Genomic DNA, 22,564 nt, shown 5'->3' with positions numbered 1-22,564 from the left:
CACCGCCCGCATCAACCGTGAAACGGAGTACCGCCGTGACGTCCGCCACCGCGCTCGACAAGGCCGAGGGCCGCAGCATCCTCGGTCGCCCCGTCCACCACATCGGGTATGCGGTCGAGAACATCCCGCAGGCGGTGGACTTCTTGATGACCACCGCGGGTGCGGGGCCGTTCTTCCTGATGGCCGACATTCGCATCCCTGTGCTCCGCAACGCGAACGGCCCGATCATCTGGGAACACTCGGCCGCCTTCGGCCAGTGGGGCGACGTGGCCGTCGAACTGCAGGAGGTGCACAGGCTCGAGCCCGCGGATGCACTGGGTGCCTCCTACCAGCGCACGAACGGTATCAACCACGTCGCATACGTGACGGATGATCTGGACGCCGAACGGGCGCGTTTGGAAGCGATGGGGCTGCCGTTGCTGTTCGAAGCGTCCAATGGGCCGCACGACTCGCTTCTGTTCGACGCACCGCTTCTCGGTCACACCATCGAGGTCCACCGCCCCTTTCCGATGTTCGACGAGTTCTGGTCGTCCCTGGCCGTCGCTGCCGGCAGCTGGGACGGGCAGGACCCGTTGCGTCCCGCACCCCGCGAGCTGCAGGAGACGCTCGCGAACACGAATCTGTGACCGCCGTGGCAGACATGCGCCCGGAGGCAAGCGGGTTTTTCGGCGTAACGGACATCGACGGCCGTTGGGCATTCACGGACCCGGCGGGGGAGCCGTTCTTCAGCCTCGGGGTCAACCATGCGGATGAGACGAACCTCAAGTACCTGACCAACATCGATGTCTGGCGGCGGCGGTACGGTTCGCGTGCCTCGTGGATCACGCAGGGCGTCGTGCCCGATCTGACGGCCTGGGGCTTCAACACCATCGGTTGGACGACGGAATGCGTGGCGTTGGGGGAAGTGAAGGTCAACGACTATGACGCCCCCTACGATGCCAGGCATGCCTCGCAATGGGCGCGCGCGGACTTCGCCTCCGCGGGTATGCCGTACTGCATCGCGTTGCCTGTCGCCGCATTCGAGGAGTGGAACATGCATCCGGCCTTTCCCGACGTCTTCTCCCAGGAATGGGAGCAGTGGTGCGACTACATCGGTAGATCTCTCGTCGCCGACCACGCCGACGATCCGCTCCTGATCGGCTACTTCTTCGTCGACATCCCCGCGTGGAGGTCGCATGCCACCGGCGCCTACTTCCCCGGGGTGCAGCCGGGGGACGCGAGCGCACTCGCGGCCGTGGCCGAGCGGTACTACCAGAGCATCCACGACGTCATCCGCGCATACGATCCGCACCATCTGATCCTCGGAGACCGATACAACGGCAACGTCGGCATCCCCGATGTCGTGCTCGATGCCATGGCCCCGTACGTGGATGTGCTCTCCGTGCAGTATTTCCCGGATGGCGATGATGACGGTCGCACGCGGATGCGCGACGACCTGGCCCGGTGGCATGAGCGAACCGGCAAGCCCGTCGTCATCGCCGACATCGGCAATTGGTGCGCCACCGAGCACAATCCGCAGCGCGCGAGCGGCCTCGCCGATCAGCACGCCCGCGCCGACGACTACATCGCGGCCTTCGAGGCGGTGATCGACGAGCCGTGGCTCATCGGCTGGCACTGGTGCTCCTATTCGGAGAACTACAGCCGTGGCTGGGGGCTGAAGAGTCCGGATGACGAGCCGTACACGGAGCTCGTGGAACCGATCGCCGCCTTCAACGGCACGGTCGCCGGCCGTGTTTTCGGCCACAGCCCGCAACGCCGACCCCCGCGAAACCCGGTTCGAAACTGACGCTCTCGTAGCTCCCCATTGAGCCGGCGGGCGCCGTGGCCCCCGGAAAGGACATCATGGTCGCCGACGACCTTCGGAACTTCTATCACCGCTACATCACAGTCCTCAATGCGCACGAGGCGCATCGCATGGACGAATTCGTGCACGAGCGCATCACCCTTCACGGTGAGCCGAGCACGCGAGAGGCAGTCGTGGAGCAGCTCAGCAGCATCCTCGACGCGGTTCCCGACATGCACTGGGTCATCCAGGAGATCGCGGTCGACGGCGAACGCCTGGCCGTGCGCCTGGTCAATACGGGTACCCCGACGAAGACGTGGCTCGGGGCGGAGCCCACAGGCAGGTCGTTCGAGATCGTGGAGTTCGCCGTGTACACGGTCCGAGACGGGAGATTCCTCCACCTTTCGTCGATGCACGATGCGGAGACGCTGCTCACCCAACTGGCCCCCTGACGTACTTCTCCTCCCTCGGATCGCTGCCGCCTGGTCCGGCGGCGCACCAACCAATAAGCAACGAAGAAACCAAGCAACCAAGCAAAGGAATCTCATGACCGATGAACTGAGTGGAAAAGTCGCGCTGGTGACGGGCGGAGCCCGGGGCCTCGGAGCGGCCACGGCCGTCGCGCTCGCCGAGCGCGGGGCCGATGTGGCGATCAGTTACGTGGCTTCGGCCGAGAAGGCCGGCGATGTCGTGCGGCTCGTCGAAGCGCTCGGCCGCCGAGCGATCGCCATCCAGAGCGACCAGGCGGACCTGACCGCCGCGGGGCCGCTGGTGGACGCGGTGATCTCCCACTTCGGGCGGCTCGACATCCTCATCAACAACGCCGCCATCACCGTCCAGGGGCAGAAGGTGGACGACCCGCAGCTGCGGGGGAAGGACCTGGACCACCTCTGGCACACCAATGTGCTCGGAGTCGTGGCCGTCACGCGCGCCGCCTCCCGCGTGATCGCCGACGGCGGCCGGATCGTCTTCATCGGTTCGGCCATCGCCAGCCGTGTGGCCTTCACGGGGGTCGCCGACTATGCCGGCAGTAAGGCCGCCATCGCCGGGTACGCCAAAGGCGTCGCGCGTGACCTCGGCCCGCGCAACATCACCGTGAACGTCGTGCAGCCGGGCGTCATGCCCACCGACATGGCCGCGGATGCCGCACACAACGTGCCATCGACGATGATGGACTACCACGCCATCCGGCGCATCGCCGAGCTGGACGAGGTCACCTCGACCGTGTGCTTCCTGGTCAGCCCCGGCATCGGCTATATCAGCGGCAGCGTCCTGGACATCGCCGGCGGCTTCCACATCTGAGGTCCGCTACGCGGGCAGCCCCTGCGGGTGGATGAACAGCTTGGCGTCGCGCCCGGTCGCGGCGCGGTCCATGGCCGCGACCGCGTCCTCCAGGGCGAACCGCCCGGTGATCATCGGCGTCAAGTCCAGTCGTCCGGCGGCGTGCAGGGCGATCACCGCGGGGTAACCGCCGCCGAGGTGGGCCACGGCGCCGTGCATCGACGCGGAGCGGAACATCAGGGGATTGGTGTCCATCGGAAACGGCGCGCCGTTGACGCCGAGGACGACGATCTTGGCGCCCACGGCGATGGAGGCGAAGATCGCCGGCATGACGCGCGACCCGGCGCCGCTGGCATCCACGACCATGTCGACGCCGATCCCGCCCGTCTGGTCCATCAGCCAGGACGCGGCGTCGCCGGTCGTGGGGTCGAACGTCGCCGAGGCGCCCAGTCGGGTGGCGATGTCGCGTTTGACCTGCTCGGGCTCGAGAGCGAGAACTCTCCCCGCGCCCAGCGCGCCCGCCAGCCCGACCGCCGCGAGCCCGATGGGACCGCAGCCGAACACGGCGACGGTGTCACCCGGGAGGAATCCCCCGGCGCGGGAGATCATGCCGTTGTACACCACCGCGCCGGGTTCCGTCAGCGCGCCGACGTCCAGTGCGAAGGCCTCTCCGTAACGTTCGGCCACCGCGGTGAGAGGCCAGCAATAGCGTTCCTCGGCGACGGACATGGTCGCTGTTCCCCCATCGAGGGTGATGCCGCGGTCCTCGATGTTGTCGCAACTGCTGGGGATGCCGCGCAGGCACGGCCGGCAGCGTCCGCAGTTCACCTGCGCCTCGACGGCCACGAGATCGCCGGGTTTGACGCGTGTGACCGCGCTGCCGACGGCGATGACCTCGCCGGAATATTCGTGGCCGATCGCGATGGGCGTCCGGGACTGCGCCGGGTGGTTCAGGTAGCCGTCCTGGTCGGGGATGTACATGTGCACGTCCGACCCGCAGATCCCGCAGACGCGGTTGCGGATAAGGACGTCGTGCTCATCCCTGATGACGGCGTCGGGCCGTTCCCCCACCGCCATCTGCGGGTTGAACCACACCTGATTGCCGTGGCGGGCCCGATGGGAGCTCTCCTCAGCGGCGGTGACGTCGTAGCCCTCGCGGGGCCTCCACTGTGCTGTCAGAATCAGTCCGCGCATCAGCCGGTCCTCTCTCGGTTCGCGTTCGTGATCGGGTCGGTGTTGTCGGGCTCAGGACCCTTGAAGTCCGCCGTGGATCCCGAGGTCTTCACCGGTGACATAGGCGGAGGCGTCCGAGATCAGGAAGGCGACGACCTCGGCAACCTCGGCGGGGGAGCCCAGGCGCCCGAGCGGGATCCGGCTCTCCCATTCCTGCCGGACGGCGTCCGGTGACGCGGCCCCCTGGGCGGTGCGGGCGACGCGGATACCCTGAAGCATGGGGGTCTCCACGAGCCCCGGCGAGACGCAGTTCACCCTGATTCCGGATTCCGCGAGTGCCACGGACGTCGACCTCACGAGGGAGACGATCGCCGCTTTCGAGGCCGCGTAGTGGGCGGCCAGAGGGCGTCCCACGCGACCCGCTGTGGACGAGAACAGCACGGCGCTTCCGCCGCCGGAGTGAGCCATCTGCGCGGCCGCGGCCTGGAGGAGGAAGAACGCGGCGCGGATGTTGACGGCGAAGACCCGATCGAAGGCGTCGGGGGTGATCCGGTCGAAGCGCTCGGTGTGCATGACGCCGGCGGCGTTGACCAGGCCGTCCAGGCGGCCGTGGACGGCGACGGCTTCGTTCAACGCCGGCTCGATCGATTCCACCTCGGCGAGGTCCAGGAGTGCCCAACTCCCGCCGGCCGGCGGTGGGGCGGCCTGACGGTCGATGCCGATCACGGTGGCCCCGCGCTCGGCGAGCAGGTGCGCGCACGCGGCTCCAAGTCCGGATGCGGCGCCGGTCACGGCGACAACTCTGCCCTGCATCGCGTGCTCCTTCGCGCATCGATCGATTCGTCAGCAATATGCCACAAGGTGGTAAGTATATCTACTCGGTGTTCGCATCCCGGTAGCCGCGCGAAGCGAGTCCGCCGCGCGCGCGCCGCTACCAGGGGACGGGTCCGTGGCGGTCCGTGAAAGTCCCAGTCGGGCCACCCGGGCCGATGGTGGCCATGGCGACGATCGCGTCGGTGCCCTCTCTGACGGTCTGCGGGCCGCTGTGATCGTTGAGATCGGTGGCTGTGTAGCCCGGGTCGATGACATTGACCCGTACCCCGGGGAGCGCGCGCGCATATTGCGTCGTGAGCATGACAACCGCCGATTTGCTCGGCGCGTACGTCACATTGTTGCTCGCGTTCTCGTCGCGGGTGGGGTCGCTGGTCAGAACGATCGATCCCTGCCCACTGGCGACATTGACGATGACAGGCGCCGCGCTGTGGCGCAGGAGGGGAAGAAACGCGTTGGTAACGCGGACCACGCCCGCAACATTCGTGCGCATCACCTCCTCGACGTCATCGCCCGTCGTGTCCTCGACGGCGACCGATCGCCCGAAGATGCCGGCGTTGTTGACGAGGACATCGAGCCCGGTGCCTGCCTCGCGCACCGTCTGGACCGCTGCGTTCACACTCTCGTCGTCTGTGACGTCAAGGCGCACGAAGCGGGCGCCGATCGCATCGGCCGCCTCGCGGCCGCGCTCGGAATCGCGGGCGGCCACCCACACATCGTGTCCGAGGTCGATCAGGCGTCGGGCGGCTTCGCGGCCGAGTCCCCGGTTGGCTCCGGTGATGAGCATCGTCGTCATGGGCGACATCGTACGTGCACCCGGACTGGTGCCGTCGACAGAAGCCTCCCTGATATTCCTCGCCTGCGCTGGCATACTGGTCATATGTTTGCTTGGACCGGTGCAGAGAGCGGGAGGTGACCGTGCCTATGGCTGTCGAATCCGATGATCGGGCGGTGGGTGTCACGGAGGCGCGGAACCAACTCCGGCAGGCGGTGCTGCGCACGGAGCTGCGGCCGGGCGCGGTGTACGCACAGGACGAGGTGCGAAAACTCCTCGACGTAGGCCGGACGCCGTTCCGCGAAGCCCTGCGCATGGTTCAGGTCGAACAGCTCATCGAGATGCTTCCGAACGGGAGGCTCCGCATACCCGAGCTCTCGATGGATGATTTCACCCAGGTGCAGGTCGCCCGAATCGCCCTCGAGTCAGCGGCCCTCCGGCTGTCGATCCCGAAGCTCAGGCCTGAGGATCTTGCGCACCTCGAGGGATACATGGCCCAGATGTCGCACTACTTGAGTTCGGATCACTTCGATCGGGTGGAGACTCCGCACCTGGAGTTCCATCACGGGCTCATCGTCGACGCTGGTTCGACGATCGTCTCGAAGATCGGCGAACTCAGCGACCGCGTGCGGCGCTATCGGTGGGCTCACGCGGTGGAGTTGCGCGACGACTGGGTGAATCGGACCGCGGAGCATCGGGCGATTCTGGATGCCGCGATCGCCGGGGACGTCGAAGCTGCCGTCGCGCAGCTCGTTCGGCACTACCTGAGAGCGGGGTTGTTGCTCGCTGACCTGACGCAGGCCTCCGACGGCGCGACCGGTCGGGACAAATTCGAAGAGGCTGTTATGGCCAGCCTTGCGCCGAGTGTCCGGTCGGATGTCCTGAAGCTTCGCTAGGCGGACGGCCGTCCTCCGTGACGCCCCGCGCTGACTGGCCGGGGCGCCGCTCGCGTTGGGGCGCGGCCAGACAGCGTCGCGGTGTTTGTTCGCCAATTCAGCCCGTTGTATACTTTCTTGCCTGATGAACGCGGTACGGTGTTCAGGATATTCAGGCTCACGAGAGGGCAATGGCGCATGAGAGGTCTTGTGGTATCCGCGGATTGGAAGCCCAAGGAGGGCTACCGAGTCACCGCTACGGAGGAACGAACCGGTCGTGTGCGGCTGGCCAACCAGGTGCTTCATAACCCGAGCCTGGCGGTTGCCGAGCGCCCGGACGCCGTACTCGCGGGGGACCATGACGTCCTGATCCGCAATGTCGCCAGCGGAATCTGTGGAAGCGACCTTCATATGGTGATCTCTGACGCGGACGGCTACATGGACCTTCCGGCGCCGTTCCGCGTTCCTGTGGCCCTCGGACACGAGAACTCCGGCGTTGTGGTCGAGGTCGGAAGCCAAGTGACCCGCGTCAAGCCCGGCGATCTCGTCGCCGTGGAGGCCCAGGTGGAGTGCGGAACCTGCCGCGCGTGCCTGCGGGGTCTCAAGGCCGCCTGCGAGAACCTGTGGGACCGCGGCTTCACGCTCGACGGCGGTACGGCCACGATGTCCGTCGCGCACGAACGGCATTGCTGGCCGTTGACCGATGTCGCGGAGCGTTTCGGCGAGCGCAAGGCGGCCGACATCGGCGCCCTGGTCGAGCCGGCCAGCGTCGCGTACAACGGGATGGTCAACCGCGCCGGGGGATTCCGTCCCGGCGACACCGTCGCGGTCTTCGGCGCCGGTCCGATCGGGCTCGCCGCGGTCGCTCTGGCGAACGCACTGGGAGCGGGCCGCGTGCTTTCGATCGACCCGGTCCCCTCCAAACGTGAGATCGCCTCCGCGCTCGGCGCGACGGAGACTTTCGACCCGACCACCGCGCGGACGGAGGAGTGGCTGCTCGAAGTGACCCGTGGTGCGGGCGTCGACATGGCGGTGGATGCGACGGGCGTAGGTCGACTCGTGATTCCGCAGATCGTTCCGGTCATCGCGGTAGGCGGCAAGATCGTCTCCGTTGGAGCGAACATGGCACCGGTCGAAGTGGACACGATCAAGCTGATGTTCCGGGCAGCGTCCATGCACTTCACTCTGGGGCACCTCGGGGGTGGGTTCCCTGCGGTCATCGCTCTGCACGCCGCGGGAAAGCTCGACCTGACCAGCATGGTCACGGCGCGCTTTCCCCTGGACGACGGACTTGGCGCGATGGAGCGAGCGCTCAAGGGCCAGGACGCGAAGATCCTCATCTACCCGCACGTCGAGGACTACGAAAGGGCGGTGTCCGCATGAGTGCGGGCACGCCGCTGGTCACGACCGAGGCCATCGAGGAGTACATCGCGAAGTACTCGAACTGGGGCCGCTGGGGTGTCGAGGACGAGCTCGGAGCAGTCAACCTCATCACCCCATCGATCGTGCGAGGCGCCGCTCATGCTGTGCGCGCAGGTCGTGTCGTCGGGCTGGGCTTGCCGTTCGACCAGAACGGACCGCAGACCGGGGTGCTGGGCCGAACCAACTGCCTGCGGTACTCCTCGGCGACAGGCACCGATCATGCCGAAGGACTGCAACGCCTGGCGGGGGAGCCGCTGCCACATGGGTTCGGATTCGCCGACGATGTCATCGTGATGCCGCTGCAGTCGGCCACCCACTGGGACGTCTTGTCGCACATCTTCCACGATGGTCGCATGTACAACGGCCGCCCGGCTTCGACGGTCACTTCGGGAGGAGCCCAGTTCAGCGGGGCCGAACTCTGGCGCGAGACTCTGGTCGGCCGTGCGGTGCTCCTCGATCTGCCCGCCACACTCGGGGTCGAGTGGCTCGAGGACGGGCACGCCATCGACGCCGACCAGTTGGATGCGGCGGCGGACTTCGGAAACGTCGAGATACGCGAAGGCGACATCCTCCTGCTGCGGACGGGCAAGCTCAAGCGCGGCCGTGCCGAGGGGTGGGGTACGTATGCAGGTGGCGACGCCCCGGGCCTCAGCTACTACACCGTGCCGTGGCTCGCCTCGCACGGGATCGCGGCGATCGCCAGCGACACGTGGGGCGTCGAAGTCCGGCCCAACGAGCTTCCCGGAGCCTTCCAGCCCTTCCATATCCCTGCACTGGTCTACATGGGACTGGCGCTGGGTGAGATGTTCGACTTCGAGGGGCTGTCACAGGCCTGCGCGGAGGAGGGGCGATACGAGGTGTTCTTCTCTGCGCCGCCCCTCGCCTTCACGGGGTCCGCCGGTGCTCCTCCGGGACCGGTCGCCATTCTCTGACCCGCACGAGTGCGGCGCGTAGCAATGGATCTGAGGGCGTCTGCGGTGTGGGTCCACACCTCGGAATGAAAGCGGGGAGCGGGGTGGCGGTCGTCGACGAACAGGGTGCTGTCGGGGTTCCCGAGGTGCGGGACCGTCTCCGGGAGGCAGTTCTCAAGGGTCGCCTGCGGGAAAGCAGCCTGCATTCGCAGGACGCCGTCATGGAACTGCTCGGTGTCCGGCGCACGCCCTTTCGGGAGGCCGTGCGCATGGTGCAGGCCGAAGGCCTCCTCGAGGTGCTGCCGAACGGTCGGTTAAAAGTGCCCGAGCTCTCGATGAGCGCTTTCGGAGAGATCCAGATCGCTCGCATAGCGCTCGAATCGGCCGCGGTGCGGCTTGCCGTGCCGCGCCTGGACATGGACGATCTCGCACGGCTGGAGGGCTTGATGGCCGAGATGTCGCACTACCTCGGCAGTGCCGACTTCGAGAGATTGGAACGCCCTCACGTCGCGTTCCACTTGGGGCTGGTGGCACCGGCAGGACCGGTCTTCCTCGGAGCCATCGCCGACCTGATCGACCGCGTACGCCGCTACCGATGGGCGTTTGCGACCGGGCTACCGCGCTTCTGGGAGGAACGCTTCACCGAGCACCGCGCCATCCTGGACGCGGCCAAGGCGGGCGACGGCGAAGCGGTCGCGCGCGAACTCGCCCGCCACCACATCGAGGCCGGGATGCGGTTGGCTCGCATGATGGGCGCGATCGGCGGCGCGACAGAGCGCGAGCAATTCGCACGTGATCTTCGGGAAAGCCTCCCGCCGGAGGAGAAGCCTCTCGTCAGAATGTCGGCCTAACGTGTCGCGTCTTTCAGGGTCTATACTTCCTCGATAACGCATATTTTATCTCTAAAATATCCAAAACCCTCGGAGTGCCCAATGACGGACATGGCAAAAACGCAACCAGTGGTGCTCGCGCAAGGAGACTCCGCCTACGAGGAGGCGAGACGGAACGCCGTCTGGAATGGGCGCACTCCGGCGCGATACCCGGACGAGATCGTGCTCGCCGAGAGTGCCGACGATGTCGTGGCTGCCGTGCGCCGCGCCGTCGACCGCGGGATGCTGATCGGCGTCAAGTCCGGCGGGCACAGCTGGGCGGGCAATCACCTCCGCGACGGCGGCATGCTGCTCGACGTTTCACGGCTGAACCAGCTGGAGGTGGATTCCGAGGCCCTGACCGCCGTGGTCGGACCCGGGTTCAAGGGGCTCGCCGGCGCACTCCAGCCCTACGGGCTCTTCTTCCCGGGGGGCCACGATCTCGACGTGGGCGTCGGCGGCTACCTTCTGCAGGGCGGCTTCGGCTGGAACGGCCGCGTCCACGGTCCGGCATGCATGAGCGTTCAGGCGATCGACGTCGTCACCGCCGATGGCGAGCTCGTACACGCCGACGAGCACCAGCATCCTGACCTGTTCTGGGCGGCCCGCGGGGCCGGGCCCGGCTTCTTCGGCGTCGTGGTCGCGTTCCATGTCCGCCTCTACAAGGCGCCCGGCTACATCGCGAGCAGCCTGATGCGATTCCCCTTCGACGTCGCGGACGAGCTGTTCCCGTGGGTGCAGCAGGTCGCCCCGACGCTCGCCCGCGAGGTCGAGCTCTCCCTCTTCATCCACCGCGCGGAGAACGGCGAGCCCGAGATCACGCTCACAGCTCCTGCCTTGGTCGACACCGCGGAGGAGGCTGCCGCAGCGCTGGCCTTCGTCGCCGAGTGTCCTCTGCGGGAGCGGGCGCTGGAGGTCGTGACAGCCACCGAAGCCTCTTTGGGCGACCTGTACGCCGGCGTCGGCGGGTTCTATCCCGCCGGGTCGCGCTACGCGGTCGACAACATGTGGACCCACGCGCGCGCCGCCGACCTGCTGCCGGGGATGAAGGAGATCGCCCGGACGCTACCGCCCTACCCCTCCGCCATGATGTGGAACCACTGGGGAGGGGACTGGCCGGAGCGTCCCTCCATGGCGTTCAGCGTCGAGGACGAGACATACATCGCCGCCTACGGGGTCTGGGACGATCCCGCGGACGACGACCGCTATGCGACGTGGGCCGAGGAGCGGATCGGCGCGATGGCCCACCTGTCCACCGGAATCCAGCTGGCTGACGAGAACCTCGGTCGTCGACCGGCTCGCTTCGTCTCGGACGAGAACCTGGCGCGCCTGGATGAGATCCGTCACCGGTACGATCCGGCCGGCCTCTTCCACCCGTGGATGGGGCGACTGCCCTCGCCGGACCTGTCTCACGGATGACCTGCCCGTTCCCCCACGTCTGAATCGAGGGTTCCATGCGTTTGAAGGACAAAGTCGCTGTCATCACTGGAGGTGGTCAGGGCATCGGCCGCGGCATCGCGCTGGCTCTCGCTCGCGAGGGCGCGCGCTGCGTCCTCGCGGCGCGAACTCGCGCGAACCTGGAGGCCGTCCAGGCGGAGATCGAAGCGGCGGGCGGGGAAGCGTTCGTCGTGCCGACCGACCTTCGCTCCGAGGACGAGATCGACGATCTCGCCCGGCAGACCCTCGATCGATTCGGCCACGTCGACGTCCTCGTCAACAACAGCGGTGTTACCGGCCCGATGAAGGAGCTGTGGAAGATCGACCCCGCCGAGTGGGACGAGACCTTCGACGTCAATGTCCGCGGGGTCTTCCTTACCTGTCGGGCCTTTCTGCCTTCGATGATCGAGCGGCGCAGCGGAAACATCATCATCATCGGCTCGCCGTCGGGAAAGCGCCCGCTGCACGGTCGCACCGCGTACACCACGGGAAAGCTCGGGCTGGTGGGATTGGTGCGCACGCTCGCGTGGGAGATCGGTCCCTACGGTCTGCGCGCCAACCTCATCTCCCCGAGCGGGTCGGACGGACCGCGCATGGATGCGATGCTGCGAGGCCAGGCGGAGACGCGAGGAATCACGTACGAGGAGGTCCACGCGGAGTTCCTCCGCCTGTCTCCCCTCGGCCAGTTCACGCCGGCGGAGGACGTCGGCAATGCCGCTGTCTTCCTGGCTTCGGACGATTCCGCGTCTGTGACGGGTGAGGACATGAACGTCTCTTCCGGGCTCGTCATGTACTGAGACTGCATATTTGCTTGGGATAGCGGATTCAAGGGCCTATAATATACAAGTCGTACGCGATTCGTCTGGATGCAGCGATGTGTCGTATCCGAGCCGCTCACCCATCAACGGAGATCCGCCGTCGGGCAGTCGAGTCGCCTTACCAATCGAACGGAGAACACCATGTCAAACCGCACGGTTTCCCAGCTGGCATATGTGGAGTTGGCAACGCCGCAGCTCCAGCAGTCGCGGGACTTCTACGTCAACGTGCTGGGAATGACCGAGGTCGCCCATAACGACGCGGGGATCTTCCTCCGCGCCTGGGGTGACTTCCTTCCCTACAGCCTGCAGCTGACCGAGGGTCCCGAGGCGCAGGCCCTGCGCATCGGGTGGCGCGCAGACAGCGCCGAGGACCTCGAGCACGCCGTCGAGGTCCTCACCGCCGAGGGTCGCGAGGGGGCATGGATCGGGGAGAACCTTGGGCGCGGCCGCGCGTTCCAGTTCCGCTCGCCGGGCGGGCACGGACACGAGATCTTCTGGGATCTGAAGCCCCTCGCTCTTCCGGAGAACCTGCGCTCGACCTACCCGAACCGACGCCAGAAGTTCTCCCCCCTGGGAGTGGCGGCTCGCTCCATCGACCACGTGACCTTCGGCACCGACGACGTTCTCCGTGACGTGACCTGGTTCCGCGACAAGCTCAACTTCCGGTACATGGAGTACACGGCGTTGGACGAGTCGCCGGAGACACCGTTCTTCGGGATGGTCAGCACCACCGAGCAGGCTCACAACCTCGGCATCCTGCACAACACGACCGGAGTGTCCGGCGCGGTCCATCACGTCGCCTACTGGCTCGACCAGGAGATGGATGTCTACCGCGCGGCTGACGTGCTCATCGAGGCGGGCTTCCCGGTGGAGTACGGCCCCGGCAAGCACGGCATGGGTGAGAACACCTTCCTCTATGTTCGGGAGCCTTCCGGCTTCCGTATCGAGCTCTTCTCCGGCGGCTACCGCAACTACATGCCCGACTGGGAGCCGATCGGCTGGCTGGCCAAGCAGGGTTCGCTGGACGCGTTCCGAAACCGGTCGGTGCCCGACTCCATCAACGAGCTCTTCCCCGGCGGGCGCGCCGGTGCGGTCAACCCCGATGGCGACCTCGAGACCAGCCCCTTCGCGATCCGGGGCATCAGCTGACGCCAGGTCCCTGGCGCCGCGCCGCGGCGGAATCTCACGCGACCGGCGTCGAGTGGTCCTCACCACTCGACGCCGCTCGCGCTGCCGATACGGACGCCGTCATCCCACGCCAGCGCGGCGCCGTGCCATCCGCCGAAGAGACGAAAACGAGGAAATGAGATGACGGTCAGTCCGATGCCGATCAGCGGGGCGACGCGAACAGTGTTCGTGATCGCCGACCCTGTCTTCCAGCTGCGTACGCCGCAGGCCCAGAATGCGATCTGGCAGGAGCGAGGGCTCGACCTCGTCACGGTACCCGCGCACGTACCTGCCTCGCATCTTCCCGGCTTCCTGGACATGCTGCGCGCCACCCGGAGCACGGCGGGCGCCGTGGTGACCGTTCCCCACAAACAAGCTGCTGCAGGGCTGTGCGACGAGCTGGGTCCGGACGCCGTGATCAGCGGCGCCATCAATGCGATCCGGCGGACGGAGGACGGCAGGCTGGTCGGGGAAACGTTCGACGGTGCGGGCTTCGTGGCCGGACTGCGAGAGCAGGGAATCGACCCGGCCGGGCGCGCCGTCTTGCTGATGGGTGCGGGTGGTGCGGCCAGTGCCGTAGCCGCTGCCCTGGTCGGCGCCGGTATCGCGTCGCTCGACATCGAGAACCGCACGCCCGCCAAGGCGGAGGCCCTGGCGCAGCGGCTCTCCGATCGCCTGGGGTTCGCGGACGTGAGCGTCGGCGGAACCCGGGCCGCCGACGCGGACCTGGTCGTCAATGCGACGTCCGTGGGAATGACGCCCGGAGAGGACGTCGTCTTCGACGTGGAGCGATTCGCCGCGGATGCTGTCGCGGCCGACGTCATCGTCTCCGGCGAGCTGACGCCCTTCCTGGCCGTGGCGGCCGCTCGCGGATTGACTGTCCATGAGGGTCGGCACATGCTGATCGGCCAGATGCAGCCCATCGCCGATTTCCTGGCGGGATGACCGGCGTGGAGTTCCTGGTGCACATCCGCATCCAGCTCCCGCCGGACATGCCTGCGGCGACGGAGGAAGAGCTGCGGCGGGCGGAGCTGGCGCGAGGAGTCGAGCTCCGCCAGGCCGGCACCCTCGTCCGCGTCTGGCGAGTGCCGGGGAGGCGCGAGAACTGGAGCCTCTATTCGATTGCGGATGCCACCGCACTCCACGACGTGCTGAGTTCTCTGCCCCTGTGGCCGTGGATGGACATCGACGTCCACCCGCTGGCGAAGCACCCCGCCGAGCAGGCCTGAGAAGTGCGCCGCGACGGCGAGCGGAGAAGACGATCTTCCACGGCGACAGCGAGGCGGAAATGATGACTGACGTGAATCTGCGGGACTTCTACGCCCGGTACATCGAGGCGCTCAACGCGCACGAGTTTGATCGCATGGACGAGTTCGCCCATGAGAATGTATCGCAGCAGGGCGAGCCGGCCTCCCGCGCCATCCTGATCGCCAACCTCCGCTCCCTCACCGACGCGGTGCCGGACTTTCATTGGGAAACCCAGGAGTTGATCGTTGATGGCGATCGTCTCGGCGCACGCCTCATCAACTCCGGCACCCCTACGAAGGAGTGGCTGGGAGTGGTGCCCCGTAACAAGAGGTTCGAGATCGTCGAGTTCGCGGTCTACACCATCAGCAACGGCAGGTTCCGCCACATGTCTGCGATTCACGACGGTGCCGTGCTGAAGAAACAGCTGGAGGGGGAGGACCGCCCATGAAGATGATTGCGCTCCCGCAGACGGACATCCTCGCGTCCAATGTGTTCCTCGCCTTGATGCGGATCGACCCGCTCTGAGTATCTCGATCTTCTGCTTCTGCACCGGCCGGATGTCCTGGCCGAACCAGACGAGATCGCAGCGGCCTTCGACGAGCTGCAAGCCTCCGCCAGGGTGCGGTACTTCGGCGTCTCGAACCACACGTCCGGCCAGATCGACCTTCTGAAGCGGTCGGTCGATCAACCGCTCGTGGCGAACCGGGTGCAGCTGAGCATCACGCACGCTCCGCTCGTCGCGGCGGGCGTGGCCGCCAACATGAACGGGCGATCGATCGATCGGGACAACGGCCTACTGGACTACAGCCGGCGCAACGACCTCACGATTCAGGCGTGGCCGCCCTTCAGAAGGACCTGTTCAACGGCGTCTTCCTCGGCGATCGAGAGGAGTACGGTCCGCTCAATGAGGCGCTGGATGCGCTCGCGGCCAAGTACGGCGTGACTTCGACGGCGATCGCCGTGCGCGCGAAGCAGCGGAGCGGTCGCGGGCGGTCACCGCGGCGTGGTGCCCGCCGTCTCGACGGAGAAGGGTGCCGACGAGTCATCGAGCTGACGGACCGTTCGATCGATCCAGTCGCAGATGTAGTCGCGGACCACCGGAATGTTGTCGACGCTGCAATGCTCCACGCCGCCTTCGCGGTCGGTGAAGATCTTCAGTTGGGGCGCGGGGGAGTTCACCAGGTCGTCGTAGAGCAGATAGGCGTAGCGAAGCGGGATCTGCCGGTCGTGCTCGCCGTGCACCACGAGGAAAGGTACTCGGATCTTGTCTGCGACGCCCCGCAGCGTCACCTTCGGCGCGAGCTCCAGGAACTCTTCCAGGCTGTCACTCCCCCACACCCATTGCACGTGGTCCCAGTAGTGCGGGACGGGTCGGTCTCCCTCGTCGCGCATCCGCTGAAGCTGGACCTCGCCCCAGTCATAGTTAGAGCCCCATGCCACGCCGAATCGGATCCGCGGTTCGAAGGCCGTCGCACGCGGGCCGTAGTAACCGCCGAGCGACCAGGCCACCATGCCGATGCGCTCGCTGTCGATATCACTGCGGGTTTCGAGGTAGTCGATGCAGGCGCTCGCCCACACCTCGCTCTCCGGGATGGCACGCAGGTCCGCCAACCGCAGCGCCTCACCGGAACCGGGGGTGTCCACGATCAACGTCGCGATACCGCGGCGAGCGAGTTCCTGCGCCGTACCGGTTCCGTAGATCTGCTCTTTCGTACTGTCGAGGCCGTTGAAGAAGAGCACGCAGGGCACGGGGCCGGGCCGGTCGGGCACGACCAGGATGCCGCCGAGATCCTTGTCGCCGAAAGGCACACGTACCCGTTTGCCGGGCTCTCCGGACAACTCGAGGAAACGGCCGAACGTGTCGAGCGCGTTGGCGTAGGCAGCGGTCCGCGGGGCGTACGTTCGCGCCTGCATTCTCTCCGCCGTCTGGTAGTACACGGAGGCGCGTCCGTACTTCAGGCCGGCGCTGCGGTGGTTGCCGGCGACCTCGTCGTCCTTGGCCAGCTCCACGAGGCGGTCGCCGAGGCGGCACCATTCCTCGAAGAAGGCGAGCGCGGCGCTGTCGTCGTTCGCTCCAATCCGCCCCTGAAGCTCTCGGCACGCGCGATCGACCTCGCCGATCTGGCCGCCGACGGCCAGGGCAAGTCCAACGGACAGATTCCATACGTATCTGCCGGGGAATGGTTCGAACATGGTGACCTCCAACGGGTGGCTGGCGAGGGAGGGGTTCGCGCCGTATGAGGGCTGTCCCACCGTGAGCGCCCTCCCCTGGGCGGTTCTCCGCCGCGTGACGGTTGCGGCGGCGGCCGATCGATGAGCTGGAGAGCTTCGGAAAGAGTATACGAGAGGAAGGCATGGCGCAAGTAGTATCGAAGATATACGGCTGGAGGGGATGTAAGTAGCGCATTACCAAGAGAATCCGACAATGCGAGTATCCAATGCGGTTGACAAAATGCAGCATGTCGGTGGATATTCAGGTCGGGCACCCGTCACGCTCAGGACGCGACGTCCTCATCACGAAGGAGTGATTCATGTCGATAAGCAGCAGAGCGGATCAAACAGATCGGTGGGCTCGTCTGTGGAGTCAGGTGCGAGCGGCGATGCGACGTCGGCGTACGCCGATCGCCCGTAGCGGCAAAGCGCTGGTCTCCGGTGCGGCCATCTGCGTTCTCGTAGCCGGCTGCGCCAGCGGGGCAGGCGCCGGTGCGTCCGGGGATGGCGGTGAGCAGGACGCCCCGCAGATCGTGTTCTTCGGACTCGACCGGGCGGTGTGCCCCTGCCTCGACTTGATGTATGCGGGTGTGGACGACGAGGCCGAGGAGCTCGGCGTCGACGTCAAGTACATCCTTTCGGGACTGGATCAGTCGGCGCAGGTGCAGCAGATCCAGCAATTCATCGACAGCGGGCAGAAGCCCGACGGGTTCATGGTCATGGCGCTCAATCCCGAGGTCGTATCGGCGTCGGTGCGCAGTCTCACCGGGGTCGCCCCCGTCGTCCAGGTGCAGATCGAGCCCCCCACGGAGGACTTCGACTTCATCTCCGCATTCGCCGGCCTCAACCCGGAGGCGATCGGTGAGGTGATGGGTGACGCGCTGGTGAAGGTGCGCGACGATGCGAAAGCGGCGGGCCGCCAACTGCACAGCCCCGAGGGCAACCTGCTCGTGGTGGGGGCGATGCCCAACTACCCGGAGTACGAGCGCCGACAGGCGGCAGCGTACGCCCAGTTCGAGGATCAGCCCTTCAACATCATCCGCGAGCTCCGGGTCGAGGACAACGCGACCCAGGGCACGTACGAGATGGTGACCCAGGTGCTGCCTCAGATCAAGAACGAGGGCATCGACTTCGTCCTGTCCAACAACGGCGATCAGACGGCCGGTGTCATCAAGGCGTTCGAGCAGGCCGGCATCGAGCCCGGCAAGGACGTGATCATCGTCTCGGGCGACTGCTCCACCAGCGGCTACGGGGTCCAGGACCAGAGAGACGGCAAGGTCGCCGCCCAAGCGGTGCTGTCGCACGACGCCAGCGGTCACATCTGGGTGCGGACAATCCTGCAGGCGATCGCGACAGGTACGGCCACATCCGGGAGCACGATGGCTCCGGTCAGCCCCGACGGTCCGCCCCCCTTCGACCCCGAAGAGGCACCGTACGAGGTCACGAGCCCGCCGGTCGTCGCCGTCAACGGCATCGACGAGCTCGACAGCGTGAAGATCTGGGGCAAGTCCGTCGAAGAGCTCTGCCCGATGTGACGCGCTGGGGTCGGTCGAGTGCGGAAGCTCTTGGCCGGCCCCTCGGCACCGCCCGGACCGGCAGGATCCTGCACGATGACATCTGCGAAGGAAGCACAGTGAACCTCGAGCCAGACCTTCGCGACTCGAGCGAGGGCGCGTCCACCGCGCTCCGTCTCTCAGTTCGCGGGTTGTCGAAGCAGTACGGCGCCGTCAGGGCGCTCTCGGACGTCGACTTCGAACTTCGACCCGGTGAAGTCATGGCCCTGCTTGGCGAGAACGGAGCCGGCAAGAGCACTCTCGTGAAAACCCTCACCGGTCTCGTCCGCCCCGACAGCGGCGAGATCGAGATCGACGGCGTCGCTGCCGACCTCTCCAGCGGGACGCGCGCACGTGCGGCGGGCATCGCCGTGGTCCAGCAGGAATTCAGCCTCATCGGATGCCGGACGGTCGCCCAGAACCTTGCACTGGGCCGACCGGGCGCACCCGCGGCCTGGACCCCCCGACGCTTGCGCCAGCAGGCCGTGCCCCTTCTTGATGCCGTAGGCCTGTCGCACGTCGATCCGGCAACGCCCGTCGAACAACTGACGGTTGCCGAGATGCAGCTGATCGAGTTGGCGCGAGTCCTCGCCGACGACGCGCGCATCGTCATCTTCGACGAACCCACGGCCGCGCTGAACGATGCCGAGATCCGGCGCGTCCTGGAGGTCGTGCGCAGACTGGCCGACAACGGACAGAGCGTGATTTACGTCACCCACCGACTACCGGAGGTGTTCGAGATCGCCGACCGCGTGACCGTCGTGCGCAACGGCCGGGCGAGTGCTCCCCGCCCGCTGGCCGGCCTCACTTCCGACCACATCATCGAAATGATGCTGGGACGCAAGCTCAGCTCGATGTATCCGAAGCGATCGGGCTCGTTCGGTGACGTCAGCGTGCAGGTGACGGATCTGCTTGTTCCGACGTTGCGCTCACCGGTGTCGTTCGAGGTCCGCGCGGGAGAGATCCTCGGCCTTGCCGGCCAGATCGGCAGCGGCGCCGCGAACATCGCTCGTGGGTTGGCCGGCGTGGTGCCGGCGACGGCGGGAGTCGTGCGCATCCGAGGGCGTGAGCTGGCGCTGGGACGGCGGGCGGCCGGAATCAAGGCCGGAGTGGCGTTCTGCTCGTCAGATCGCAAGCGCGACGGAATTTTTGCCGATATCAGCGTGCGCTACAACATGTCGGCGCCGTGGCTGCGCGCGATCTCTCGCGGCGGGTGGCTGTCGCGCAGCAAGGAGCTGCGTCGCGTAAAGGCGGATTCCGCCGCCTTCGCGATCGACGGGAGCCGGATCGACGCGCTCGTGGGAAATCTCAGTGGCGGCAACCAGCAGAAGGTCGCGCTGGGCAAGTGGCTCGGAGTCGATCCCGCCGTCCTCATCGTGGAGGAGCCGACGAGGGGTGTGGATGTCGGTGCCAGGGCCGAGATCTATCAGCGCATCAACGCGCTGTGCGAGGCCGGCATGGCCGTCATCGTCGCCTCCTCGGACACCTCAGAGGTGCTCGGTATCTGCGATCGCGTCGCAGCCTTCTACAAGGGCGAGCTCACCGGCATCTATCGCACAGAGGAACTCACGGAGGAACGTCTTGTGAAAGCCGTCATGCAGGCAGAGGAGGTGCCCGCATGAGCGACACTCAGGTCATCGAGACCCGCACCGCCACGCGCGACGCCGCAGCGCCGAGCGGCGGCCTACGCAGATTCTTCTCGCCGGAGCTGAATCTGCTCCTCGCGGTCGTGGTCATTTTCCTCGGGGGTACGGTCACCACACCGGGATTCGCCAGCGGCGAGAACATCGCCGCGATCTTGCTGAGCGCGTCGATCACCGGAATCGTCGCGGTCGCGATGACGCCCATGATCTTGTCCGGACACTTCGTCTCCATCGCCGGGTCCGCCTCCGGCGCCTTGGCAGCCGTGCTGTTCATCGAAGTGTTCCGCCAGGGCGGGAACGTTGTGCTTGCGTGCCTGATTACAATCGGCCTGCTCACCGCGATCGGTGTCGTTCAGGGACTGGTGGTGTCGGGCGGCCTCAACCCGATCCTCACTACGCTGGCCACCGCGACCGTCATCCTCGGCGTGCTCGCGACGATCACCGGGGGAACGAACGTCTCTCTCGGGAACATCGGCCCGCCGTGGGGTAATGCCAGCTTCCTCGGCCTCCAGATGCCGGTCTACGTATTCCTCGTCGTGACGGCGCTGGCCGTGGTCTTCATGCGCAAGACCGTTCTCGGACGCCAGTTGATCCTTTTCGGCGCCAATCGCGAGACGGCGCTTCTCAGCGGGATCTCCAGCGTTCGGGTGGCGCTGGTGGTCTTCATCATTTTCTCGATGGGCGTTGCCTTTGCAGGCATCTTGTGGGCCGCCCAACTCGGCGTGGCCGGAGTCGGCACCCTCCCCAACCTGACCGTCAATTCGATCGCCGCCGTTCTCATCGGCGGGAACGCGATCTCCGGCGGGATAGGTTCGCCCATCCGTTCCGCCGCCGGCGCGGTCCTGGTATCGCAGGCCACCAACATTCTGCTTTTGAACCATGCGAGCAACGGCGTCCAACAGGCGGTCGTGGGGGCGATCGTCCTCGTGGTCGTGATCGTATTGCAGGTCGTCGGTCGGAGGTCTGGACGATGAGTTCCGCGTTCTCGACGGGCACCCGTCGCCACGTTCCCGGCTTGCGGTACGCGCCGCAGGTCGTGCTTCTGGTCGCGATCTGGATCTATTTCATCGCGACGAGCGACACCTTCCGCGGAACGTCGGCCGTGTACCCGATTCTGCAGTCGTTCGCGCTCCTGGGAGTTGTCGCCCTGGGCATCGGGCTGACGATGATCGTGGGGGAACTCGATCTGTCGGTCGGATCGATGGCCGCACTCTCGGGCGTGGTTGCCATCACGTTCTCCGACCTGGGTCTGCTGCCGGCGGCAGTCATCGCGGTGGGCTTCGGCGCGCTCTACGGGCTGTTCCAGGGGATCATCATCACGCGGCTGGGGATCAGCTCCCTCGCCGTGACGATCGCCAGCCTGATCATGCTCAAGGGGATCGCGCTCGCCATCACGTCGGAAGCGCCCATCAGTGCGAACGACCTCTCCCTCGGCGAGCCCCTTCTCCAGCGATTCTGGTTGCTGTCGACCGGCAGCCTCGTAGCTGTCGTTCTGTTCGTCCTCGTCGGCTTCTTCATGAGTTACACGCGACTCGGACATGAGATGTACGCGACCGGCGGAGCCCGCGACGAGGCGCGCGCAGCGGGAGCGCGCACCGGGCTCTCTGTCGTGACCGCATTCGTGCTTTCCGGTGCTTTCTCCGCGCTAGCCGGAACGCTCGTGGCTCTCGGGTCGGGCGTTGCGTCACCCACCAACTTCTCCACGCTCTTGCTGGCGGCGCCGACGGCGGTGCTGGTCGGCGGTGTCGCCCTGACCGGGGGGCGGGGGACGGTGGTCAACATCGCCCTCGGCGTGGCGATCATCTCGCTCATCTCCAGCGGCACGGCGGACCAGGGGCTCCAGCCCAGCGTTGCGCAGCTGGTCACAGGCGCCTTGTTGGTAGCAGTGGTTGCTATCGAGTTTGGGCGGAAGCGGTTGAACGTCGGCCGAGAGAGCCGAGGCGCGGGGCCACGCGACCGGATTGCGCTGACGCCAACGGAACCCCCTCTCCTGAGTCCAGATGGCAACCGGTCAGGAACAGCATGAGGGCAACCGCGGGGGAGCCGGTGATCCTCGGGAGCTATCTGACTCTGGCGGGCGATGTGTCACCGGAGGTGCAGCCGGGCAGTCAGGTGAGTCCCCATGACATCTCGGTGAGGATCGAGGCGACTAGCGCCGCAGGCGTCGACCACGACGTCCTGCGGCGCATTCCCGCTGACCGGATCGTCAGCGTCGAACTGATCGACGGGGCGCGCCTACCGTTTCGGGGTGACCTGATCCAAGACAGCATCGATCACCGCCGGCCGGCGGGGCGTGGTGATTTCGATGTCGACCGGTTCTTGGCGGCGATCTTCGCTACCGGGTACCGAGGACCGATCGGCGACGAGAACATCTCGATCGAGAATCGCGCGCGTTCACTCGCGGAGGCGGCGGTCACGAATCACGACGCCGTATTCCACGCCATCCATCGGGTCGGTCCGGCGCTCGTCCCGCACTGACCGCGAGGTCAACCGAGCTACGGGAGTTGGCGCATTGTGTTGCGCATCGACATATCGGGGATTACGTACCGAGCAGTACCGTTTGACCA

Annotated in this window: 24 protein-coding genes; 20 read left to right on the top strand and 4 right to left on the bottom strand. The window is 66.6% G+C overall.

Annotated features, from left to right (window positions below; translation table 11 throughout):
• Positions 1 to 35 precede the first annotated feature (35 nt).
• The 4 genes from AC4FS2_RS12625 to AC4FS2_RS12610 all read left to right on the top strand — a co-directional run bounded on the left by AC4FS2_RS12625 (position 36) and on the right by AC4FS2_RS12610 (position 3,085).
• Positions 36 to 626: a VOC family protein gene (locus AC4FS2_RS12625; RefSeq protein ID WP_491177445.1), complete on the top strand. Its 591-nt coding sequence runs from the start codon at positions 36 to 38 to the stop codon at positions 624 to 626.
• The gene (locus AC4FS2_RS12620; protein WP_491177441.1) at positions 623 to 1,786 is read left to right on the top strand and encodes an agarase; all 1,164 of its coding nucleotides are present in this window, start codon (positions 623 to 625) and stop codon (positions 1,784 to 1,786) included. Before AC4FS2_RS12625 ends, AC4FS2_RS12620 begins: the two co-directional genes overlap by 4 nt.
• Positions 1,787 to 1,821: 35 nt before the next feature.
• On the top strand, positions 1,822 to 2,235 hold the full coding sequence (locus AC4FS2_RS12615) for an ester cyclase (RefSeq protein WP_491177439.1): 414 nt from the start codon (positions 1,822 to 1,824) through the stop codon (positions 2,233 to 2,235).
• A 94-nt stretch (positions 2,236 to 2,329) separates the two neighbouring features.
• Positions 2,330 to 3,085 (top strand): SDR family NAD(P)-dependent oxidoreductase, encoded by a 756-nt coding sequence (locus AC4FS2_RS12610; RefSeq protein ID WP_491177437.1) that lies wholly within the window; start codon positions 2,330 to 2,332, stop codon positions 3,083 to 3,085.
• Between the two features lie 6 nt (positions 3,086 to 3,091).
• Here AC4FS2_RS12610 and iolM (AC4FS2_RS12605) read toward each other — a convergent pair whose 3' ends face one another.
• The 3 genes from iolM (AC4FS2_RS12605) to AC4FS2_RS12595 all read right to left on the bottom strand — a co-directional run bounded on the left by iolM (AC4FS2_RS12605) (position 3,092) and on the right by AC4FS2_RS12595 (position 5,939).
• Positions 3,092 to 4,258 (bottom strand): scyllo-inosose 3-dehydrogenase, encoded by a 1,167-nt coding sequence (iolM, locus tag AC4FS2_RS12605; RefSeq protein WP_491177435.1) that lies wholly within the window; start codon positions 4,256 to 4,258, stop codon positions 3,092 to 3,094.
• Positions 4,259 to 4,309: 51 nt separating this feature from the next.
• Positions 4,310 to 5,050, bottom strand: a complete 741-nt coding sequence (locus tag AC4FS2_RS12600) for an SDR family NAD(P)-dependent oxidoreductase (RefSeq protein WP_491156463.1) — start codon at positions 5,048 to 5,050, stop codon at positions 4,310 to 4,312.
• A gap of 118 nt (positions 5,051 to 5,168) precedes the next feature.
• Positions 5,169 to 5,939, bottom strand: a complete 771-nt coding sequence (locus AC4FS2_RS12595) for an SDR family NAD(P)-dependent oxidoreductase (protein ID WP_491177433.1) — start codon at positions 5,937 to 5,939, stop codon at positions 5,169 to 5,171.
• Positions 5,940 to 5,992: 53 nt separating this feature from the next.
• Here AC4FS2_RS12595 and AC4FS2_RS12590 point away from each other — a divergent pair, with 53 nt between their 5' ends.
• The 11 genes from AC4FS2_RS12590 (at position 5,993) to AC4FS2_RS12540 (ending at position 15,533) form a co-directional block, all read left to right on the top strand.
• Complete coding sequence (locus AC4FS2_RS12590; RefSeq protein ID WP_491177431.1) at positions 5,993 to 6,739, top strand: GntR family transcriptional regulator; 747 nt, start codon at positions 5,993 to 5,995, stop codon at positions 6,737 to 6,739.
• 177 nt (positions 6,740 to 6,916) lie between these two features.
• Positions 6,917 to 8,101 (top strand): scyllo-inosose 3-dehydrogenase, encoded by a 1,185-nt coding sequence (gene iolM / locus AC4FS2_RS12585; protein WP_491177429.1) that lies wholly within the window; start codon positions 6,917 to 6,919, stop codon positions 8,099 to 8,101.
• Positions 8,098 to 9,072, top strand: coding sequence for a cyclase family protein (locus tag AC4FS2_RS12580; RefSeq protein WP_491177427.1), 975 nt, complete (start codon positions 8,098 to 8,100; stop codon positions 9,070 to 9,072). Before iolM (AC4FS2_RS12585) ends, AC4FS2_RS12580 begins: the two co-directional genes overlap by 4 nt.
• Before the next feature lie 65 nt (positions 9,073 to 9,137).
• Positions 9,138 to 9,902: a GntR family transcriptional regulator gene (locus tag AC4FS2_RS12575; protein ID WP_491177425.1), complete on the top strand. Its 765-nt coding sequence runs from the start codon at positions 9,138 to 9,140 to the stop codon at positions 9,900 to 9,902.
• A 90-nt stretch (positions 9,903 to 9,992) separates the two neighbouring features.
• The gene (locus AC4FS2_RS12570) at positions 9,993 to 11,339 is read left to right on the top strand and encodes an FAD-binding oxidoreductase (protein ID WP_491177423.1); all 1,347 of its coding nucleotides are present in this window, start codon (positions 9,993 to 9,995) and stop codon (positions 11,337 to 11,339) included.
• Between the two features lie 35 nt (positions 11,340 to 11,374).
• Positions 11,375 to 12,154: an SDR family NAD(P)-dependent oxidoreductase gene (locus AC4FS2_RS12565; RefSeq protein ID WP_484508101.1), complete on the top strand. Its 780-nt coding sequence runs from the start codon at positions 11,375 to 11,377 to the stop codon at positions 12,152 to 12,154.
• A 162-nt stretch (positions 12,155 to 12,316) separates the two neighbouring features.
• Positions 12,317 to 13,324 carry a VOC family protein gene (locus tag AC4FS2_RS12560; RefSeq protein WP_491177420.1) on the top strand — a complete coding sequence of 336 codons (1,008 nt, stop codon included), beginning with the start codon at positions 12,317 to 12,319 and terminating at the stop codon, positions 13,322 to 13,324.
• A 159-nt stretch (positions 13,325 to 13,483) separates the two neighbouring features.
• Positions 13,484 to 14,287, top strand: coding sequence for a shikimate dehydrogenase family protein (locus tag AC4FS2_RS12555; protein WP_491177418.1), 804 nt, complete (start codon positions 13,484 to 13,486; stop codon positions 14,285 to 14,287).
• Positions 14,284 to 14,571, top strand: coding sequence for a muconolactone Delta-isomerase (locus AC4FS2_RS12550; RefSeq protein ID WP_491177416.1), 288 nt, complete (start codon positions 14,284 to 14,286; stop codon positions 14,569 to 14,571). The genes AC4FS2_RS12555 and AC4FS2_RS12550 overlap by 4 nt, the downstream gene beginning before the upstream one ends.
• Positions 14,572 to 14,633: 62 nt before the next feature.
• Complete coding sequence (locus AC4FS2_RS12545) at positions 14,634 to 15,038, top strand: ester cyclase (protein WP_491177414.1); 405 nt, start codon at positions 14,634 to 14,636, stop codon at positions 15,036 to 15,038.
• A gap of 90 nt (positions 15,039 to 15,128) precedes the next feature.
• Positions 15,129 to 15,533, top strand: coding sequence for an aldo/keto reductase (locus tag AC4FS2_RS12540; protein ID WP_491177828.1), 405 nt, complete (start codon positions 15,129 to 15,131; stop codon positions 15,531 to 15,533).
• A 50-nt stretch (positions 15,534 to 15,583) separates the two neighbouring features.
• Here AC4FS2_RS12540 and AC4FS2_RS12535 read toward each other — a convergent pair whose 3' ends face one another.
• Entirely contained in the window at positions 15,584 to 16,783 is a 1,200-nt protein-coding gene (locus AC4FS2_RS12535) for an alpha/beta hydrolase family protein (protein ID WP_491177412.1), read from the bottom strand.
• Positions 16,784 to 17,190: 407 nt separating this feature from the next.
• Between AC4FS2_RS12535 and AC4FS2_RS12530 the strand changes: the two genes are divergently transcribed.
• From AC4FS2_RS12530 to AC4FS2_RS12510, 5 genes are all read left to right on the top strand, one after another.
• On the top strand, positions 17,191 to 18,336 hold the full coding sequence (locus tag AC4FS2_RS12530) for a sugar ABC transporter substrate-binding protein (protein WP_491177409.1): 1,146 nt from the start codon (positions 17,191 to 17,193) through the stop codon (positions 18,334 to 18,336).
• 98 nt (positions 18,337 to 18,434) lie between these two features.
• Positions 18,435 to 19,976 carry a sugar ABC transporter ATP-binding protein gene (locus tag AC4FS2_RS12525; RefSeq protein WP_491177407.1) on the top strand — a complete coding sequence of 514 codons (1,542 nt, stop codon included), beginning with the start codon at positions 18,435 to 18,437 and terminating at the stop codon, positions 19,974 to 19,976.
• The gene (locus tag AC4FS2_RS12520; protein ID WP_491177404.1) at positions 19,973 to 20,971 is read left to right on the top strand and encodes an ABC transporter permease; all 999 of its coding nucleotides are present in this window, start codon (positions 19,973 to 19,975) and stop codon (positions 20,969 to 20,971) included. Before AC4FS2_RS12525 ends, AC4FS2_RS12520 begins: the two co-directional genes overlap by 4 nt.
• Positions 20,968 to 22,023 carry an ABC transporter permease gene (locus AC4FS2_RS12515; protein WP_491177401.1) on the top strand — a complete coding sequence of 352 codons (1,056 nt, stop codon included), beginning with the start codon at positions 20,968 to 20,970 and terminating at the stop codon, positions 22,021 to 22,023. The genes AC4FS2_RS12520 and AC4FS2_RS12515 overlap by 4 nt, the downstream gene beginning before the upstream one ends.
• A complete protein-coding gene (locus AC4FS2_RS12510) occupies positions 22,020 to 22,475 on the top strand; it encodes a hypothetical protein (RefSeq protein ID WP_491177399.1) in 456 nt (151 codons plus the stop codon). The genes AC4FS2_RS12515 and AC4FS2_RS12510 overlap by 4 nt, the downstream gene beginning before the upstream one ends.
• Positions 22,476 to 22,564 lie beyond the last annotated feature (89 nt).

It is taken from the genome of Microbacterium sp. Z10_103 (genome assembly GCF_058310455.1).
Note: the sequence above shows the minus strand (reverse complement) of the source record. Positions and strands in the feature narration are given on the sequence as shown.

Coding starts and splice junctions, on each gene's coding strand:
- AC4FS2_RS12530 (WP_491177409.1), top strand. CDS start 17,191: ATGCGACGTCGGCGTACGCCGATCGCCCGTAGCGGCAAAGCGCTGGTC.
- AC4FS2_RS12520 (WP_491177404.1), top strand. CDS start 19,973: ATGAGCGACACTCAGGTCATCGAGACCCGCACCGCCACGCGCGACGCC.
- AC4FS2_RS12595 (WP_491177433.1), bottom strand. CDS start 5,939: ATGCCAGCGCAGGCGAGGAATATCAGGGAGGCTTCTGTCGACGGCACC.
- AC4FS2_RS12600 (WP_491156463.1), bottom strand. CDS start 5,050: ATGCAGGGCAGAGTTGTCGCCGTGACCGGCGCCGCATCCGGACTTGGA.
- AC4FS2_RS12560 (WP_491177420.1), top strand. CDS start 12,317: ATGTCAAACCGCACGGTTTCCCAGCTGGCATATGTGGAGTTGGCAACG.
- AC4FS2_RS12610 (WP_491177437.1), top strand. CDS start 2,330: ATGACCGATGAACTGAGTGGAAAAGTCGCGCTGGTGACGGGCGGAGCC.
- AC4FS2_RS12575 (WP_491177425.1), top strand. CDS start 9,138: ATGAAAGCGGGGAGCGGGGTGGCGGTCGTCGACGAACAGGGTGCTGTC.
- AC4FS2_RS12515 (WP_491177401.1), top strand. CDS start 20,968: ATGAGTTCCGCGTTCTCGACGGGCACCCGTCGCCACGTTCCCGGCTTG.
- AC4FS2_RS12580 (WP_491177427.1), top strand. CDS start 8,098: ATGAGTGCGGGCACGCCGCTGGTCACGACCGAGGCCATCGAGGAGTAC.
- iolM (WP_491177435.1), bottom strand. CDS start 4,258: ATGCGCGGACTGATTCTGACAGCACAGTGGAGGCCCCGCGAGGGCTAC.
- AC4FS2_RS12555 (WP_491177418.1), top strand. CDS start 13,484: ATGACGGTCAGTCCGATGCCGATCAGCGGGGCGACGCGAACAGTGTTC.
- AC4FS2_RS12590 (WP_491177431.1), top strand. CDS start 5,993: ATGGCTGTCGAATCCGATGATCGGGCGGTGGGTGTCACGGAGGCGCGG.
- AC4FS2_RS12545 (WP_491177414.1), top strand. CDS start 14,634: ATGACTGACGTGAATCTGCGGGACTTCTACGCCCGGTACATCGAGGCG.
- AC4FS2_RS12565 (WP_484508101.1), top strand. CDS start 11,375: ATGCGTTTGAAGGACAAAGTCGCTGTCATCACTGGAGGTGGTCAGGGC.
- AC4FS2_RS12550 (WP_491177416.1), top strand. CDS start 14,284: ATGACCGGCGTGGAGTTCCTGGTGCACATCCGCATCCAGCTCCCGCCG.
- AC4FS2_RS12570 (WP_491177423.1), top strand. CDS start 9,993: ATGGCAAAAACGCAACCAGTGGTGCTCGCGCAAGGAGACTCCGCCTAC.
- iolM (WP_491177429.1), top strand. CDS start 6,917: ATGAGAGGTCTTGTGGTATCCGCGGATTGGAAGCCCAAGGAGGGCTAC.
- AC4FS2_RS12535 (WP_491177412.1), bottom strand. CDS start 16,783: ATGTTCGAACCATTCCCCGGCAGATACGTATGGAATCTGTCCGTTGGA.
- AC4FS2_RS12510 (WP_491177399.1), top strand. CDS start 22,020: ATGAGGGCAACCGCGGGGGAGCCGGTGATCCTCGGGAGCTATCTGACT.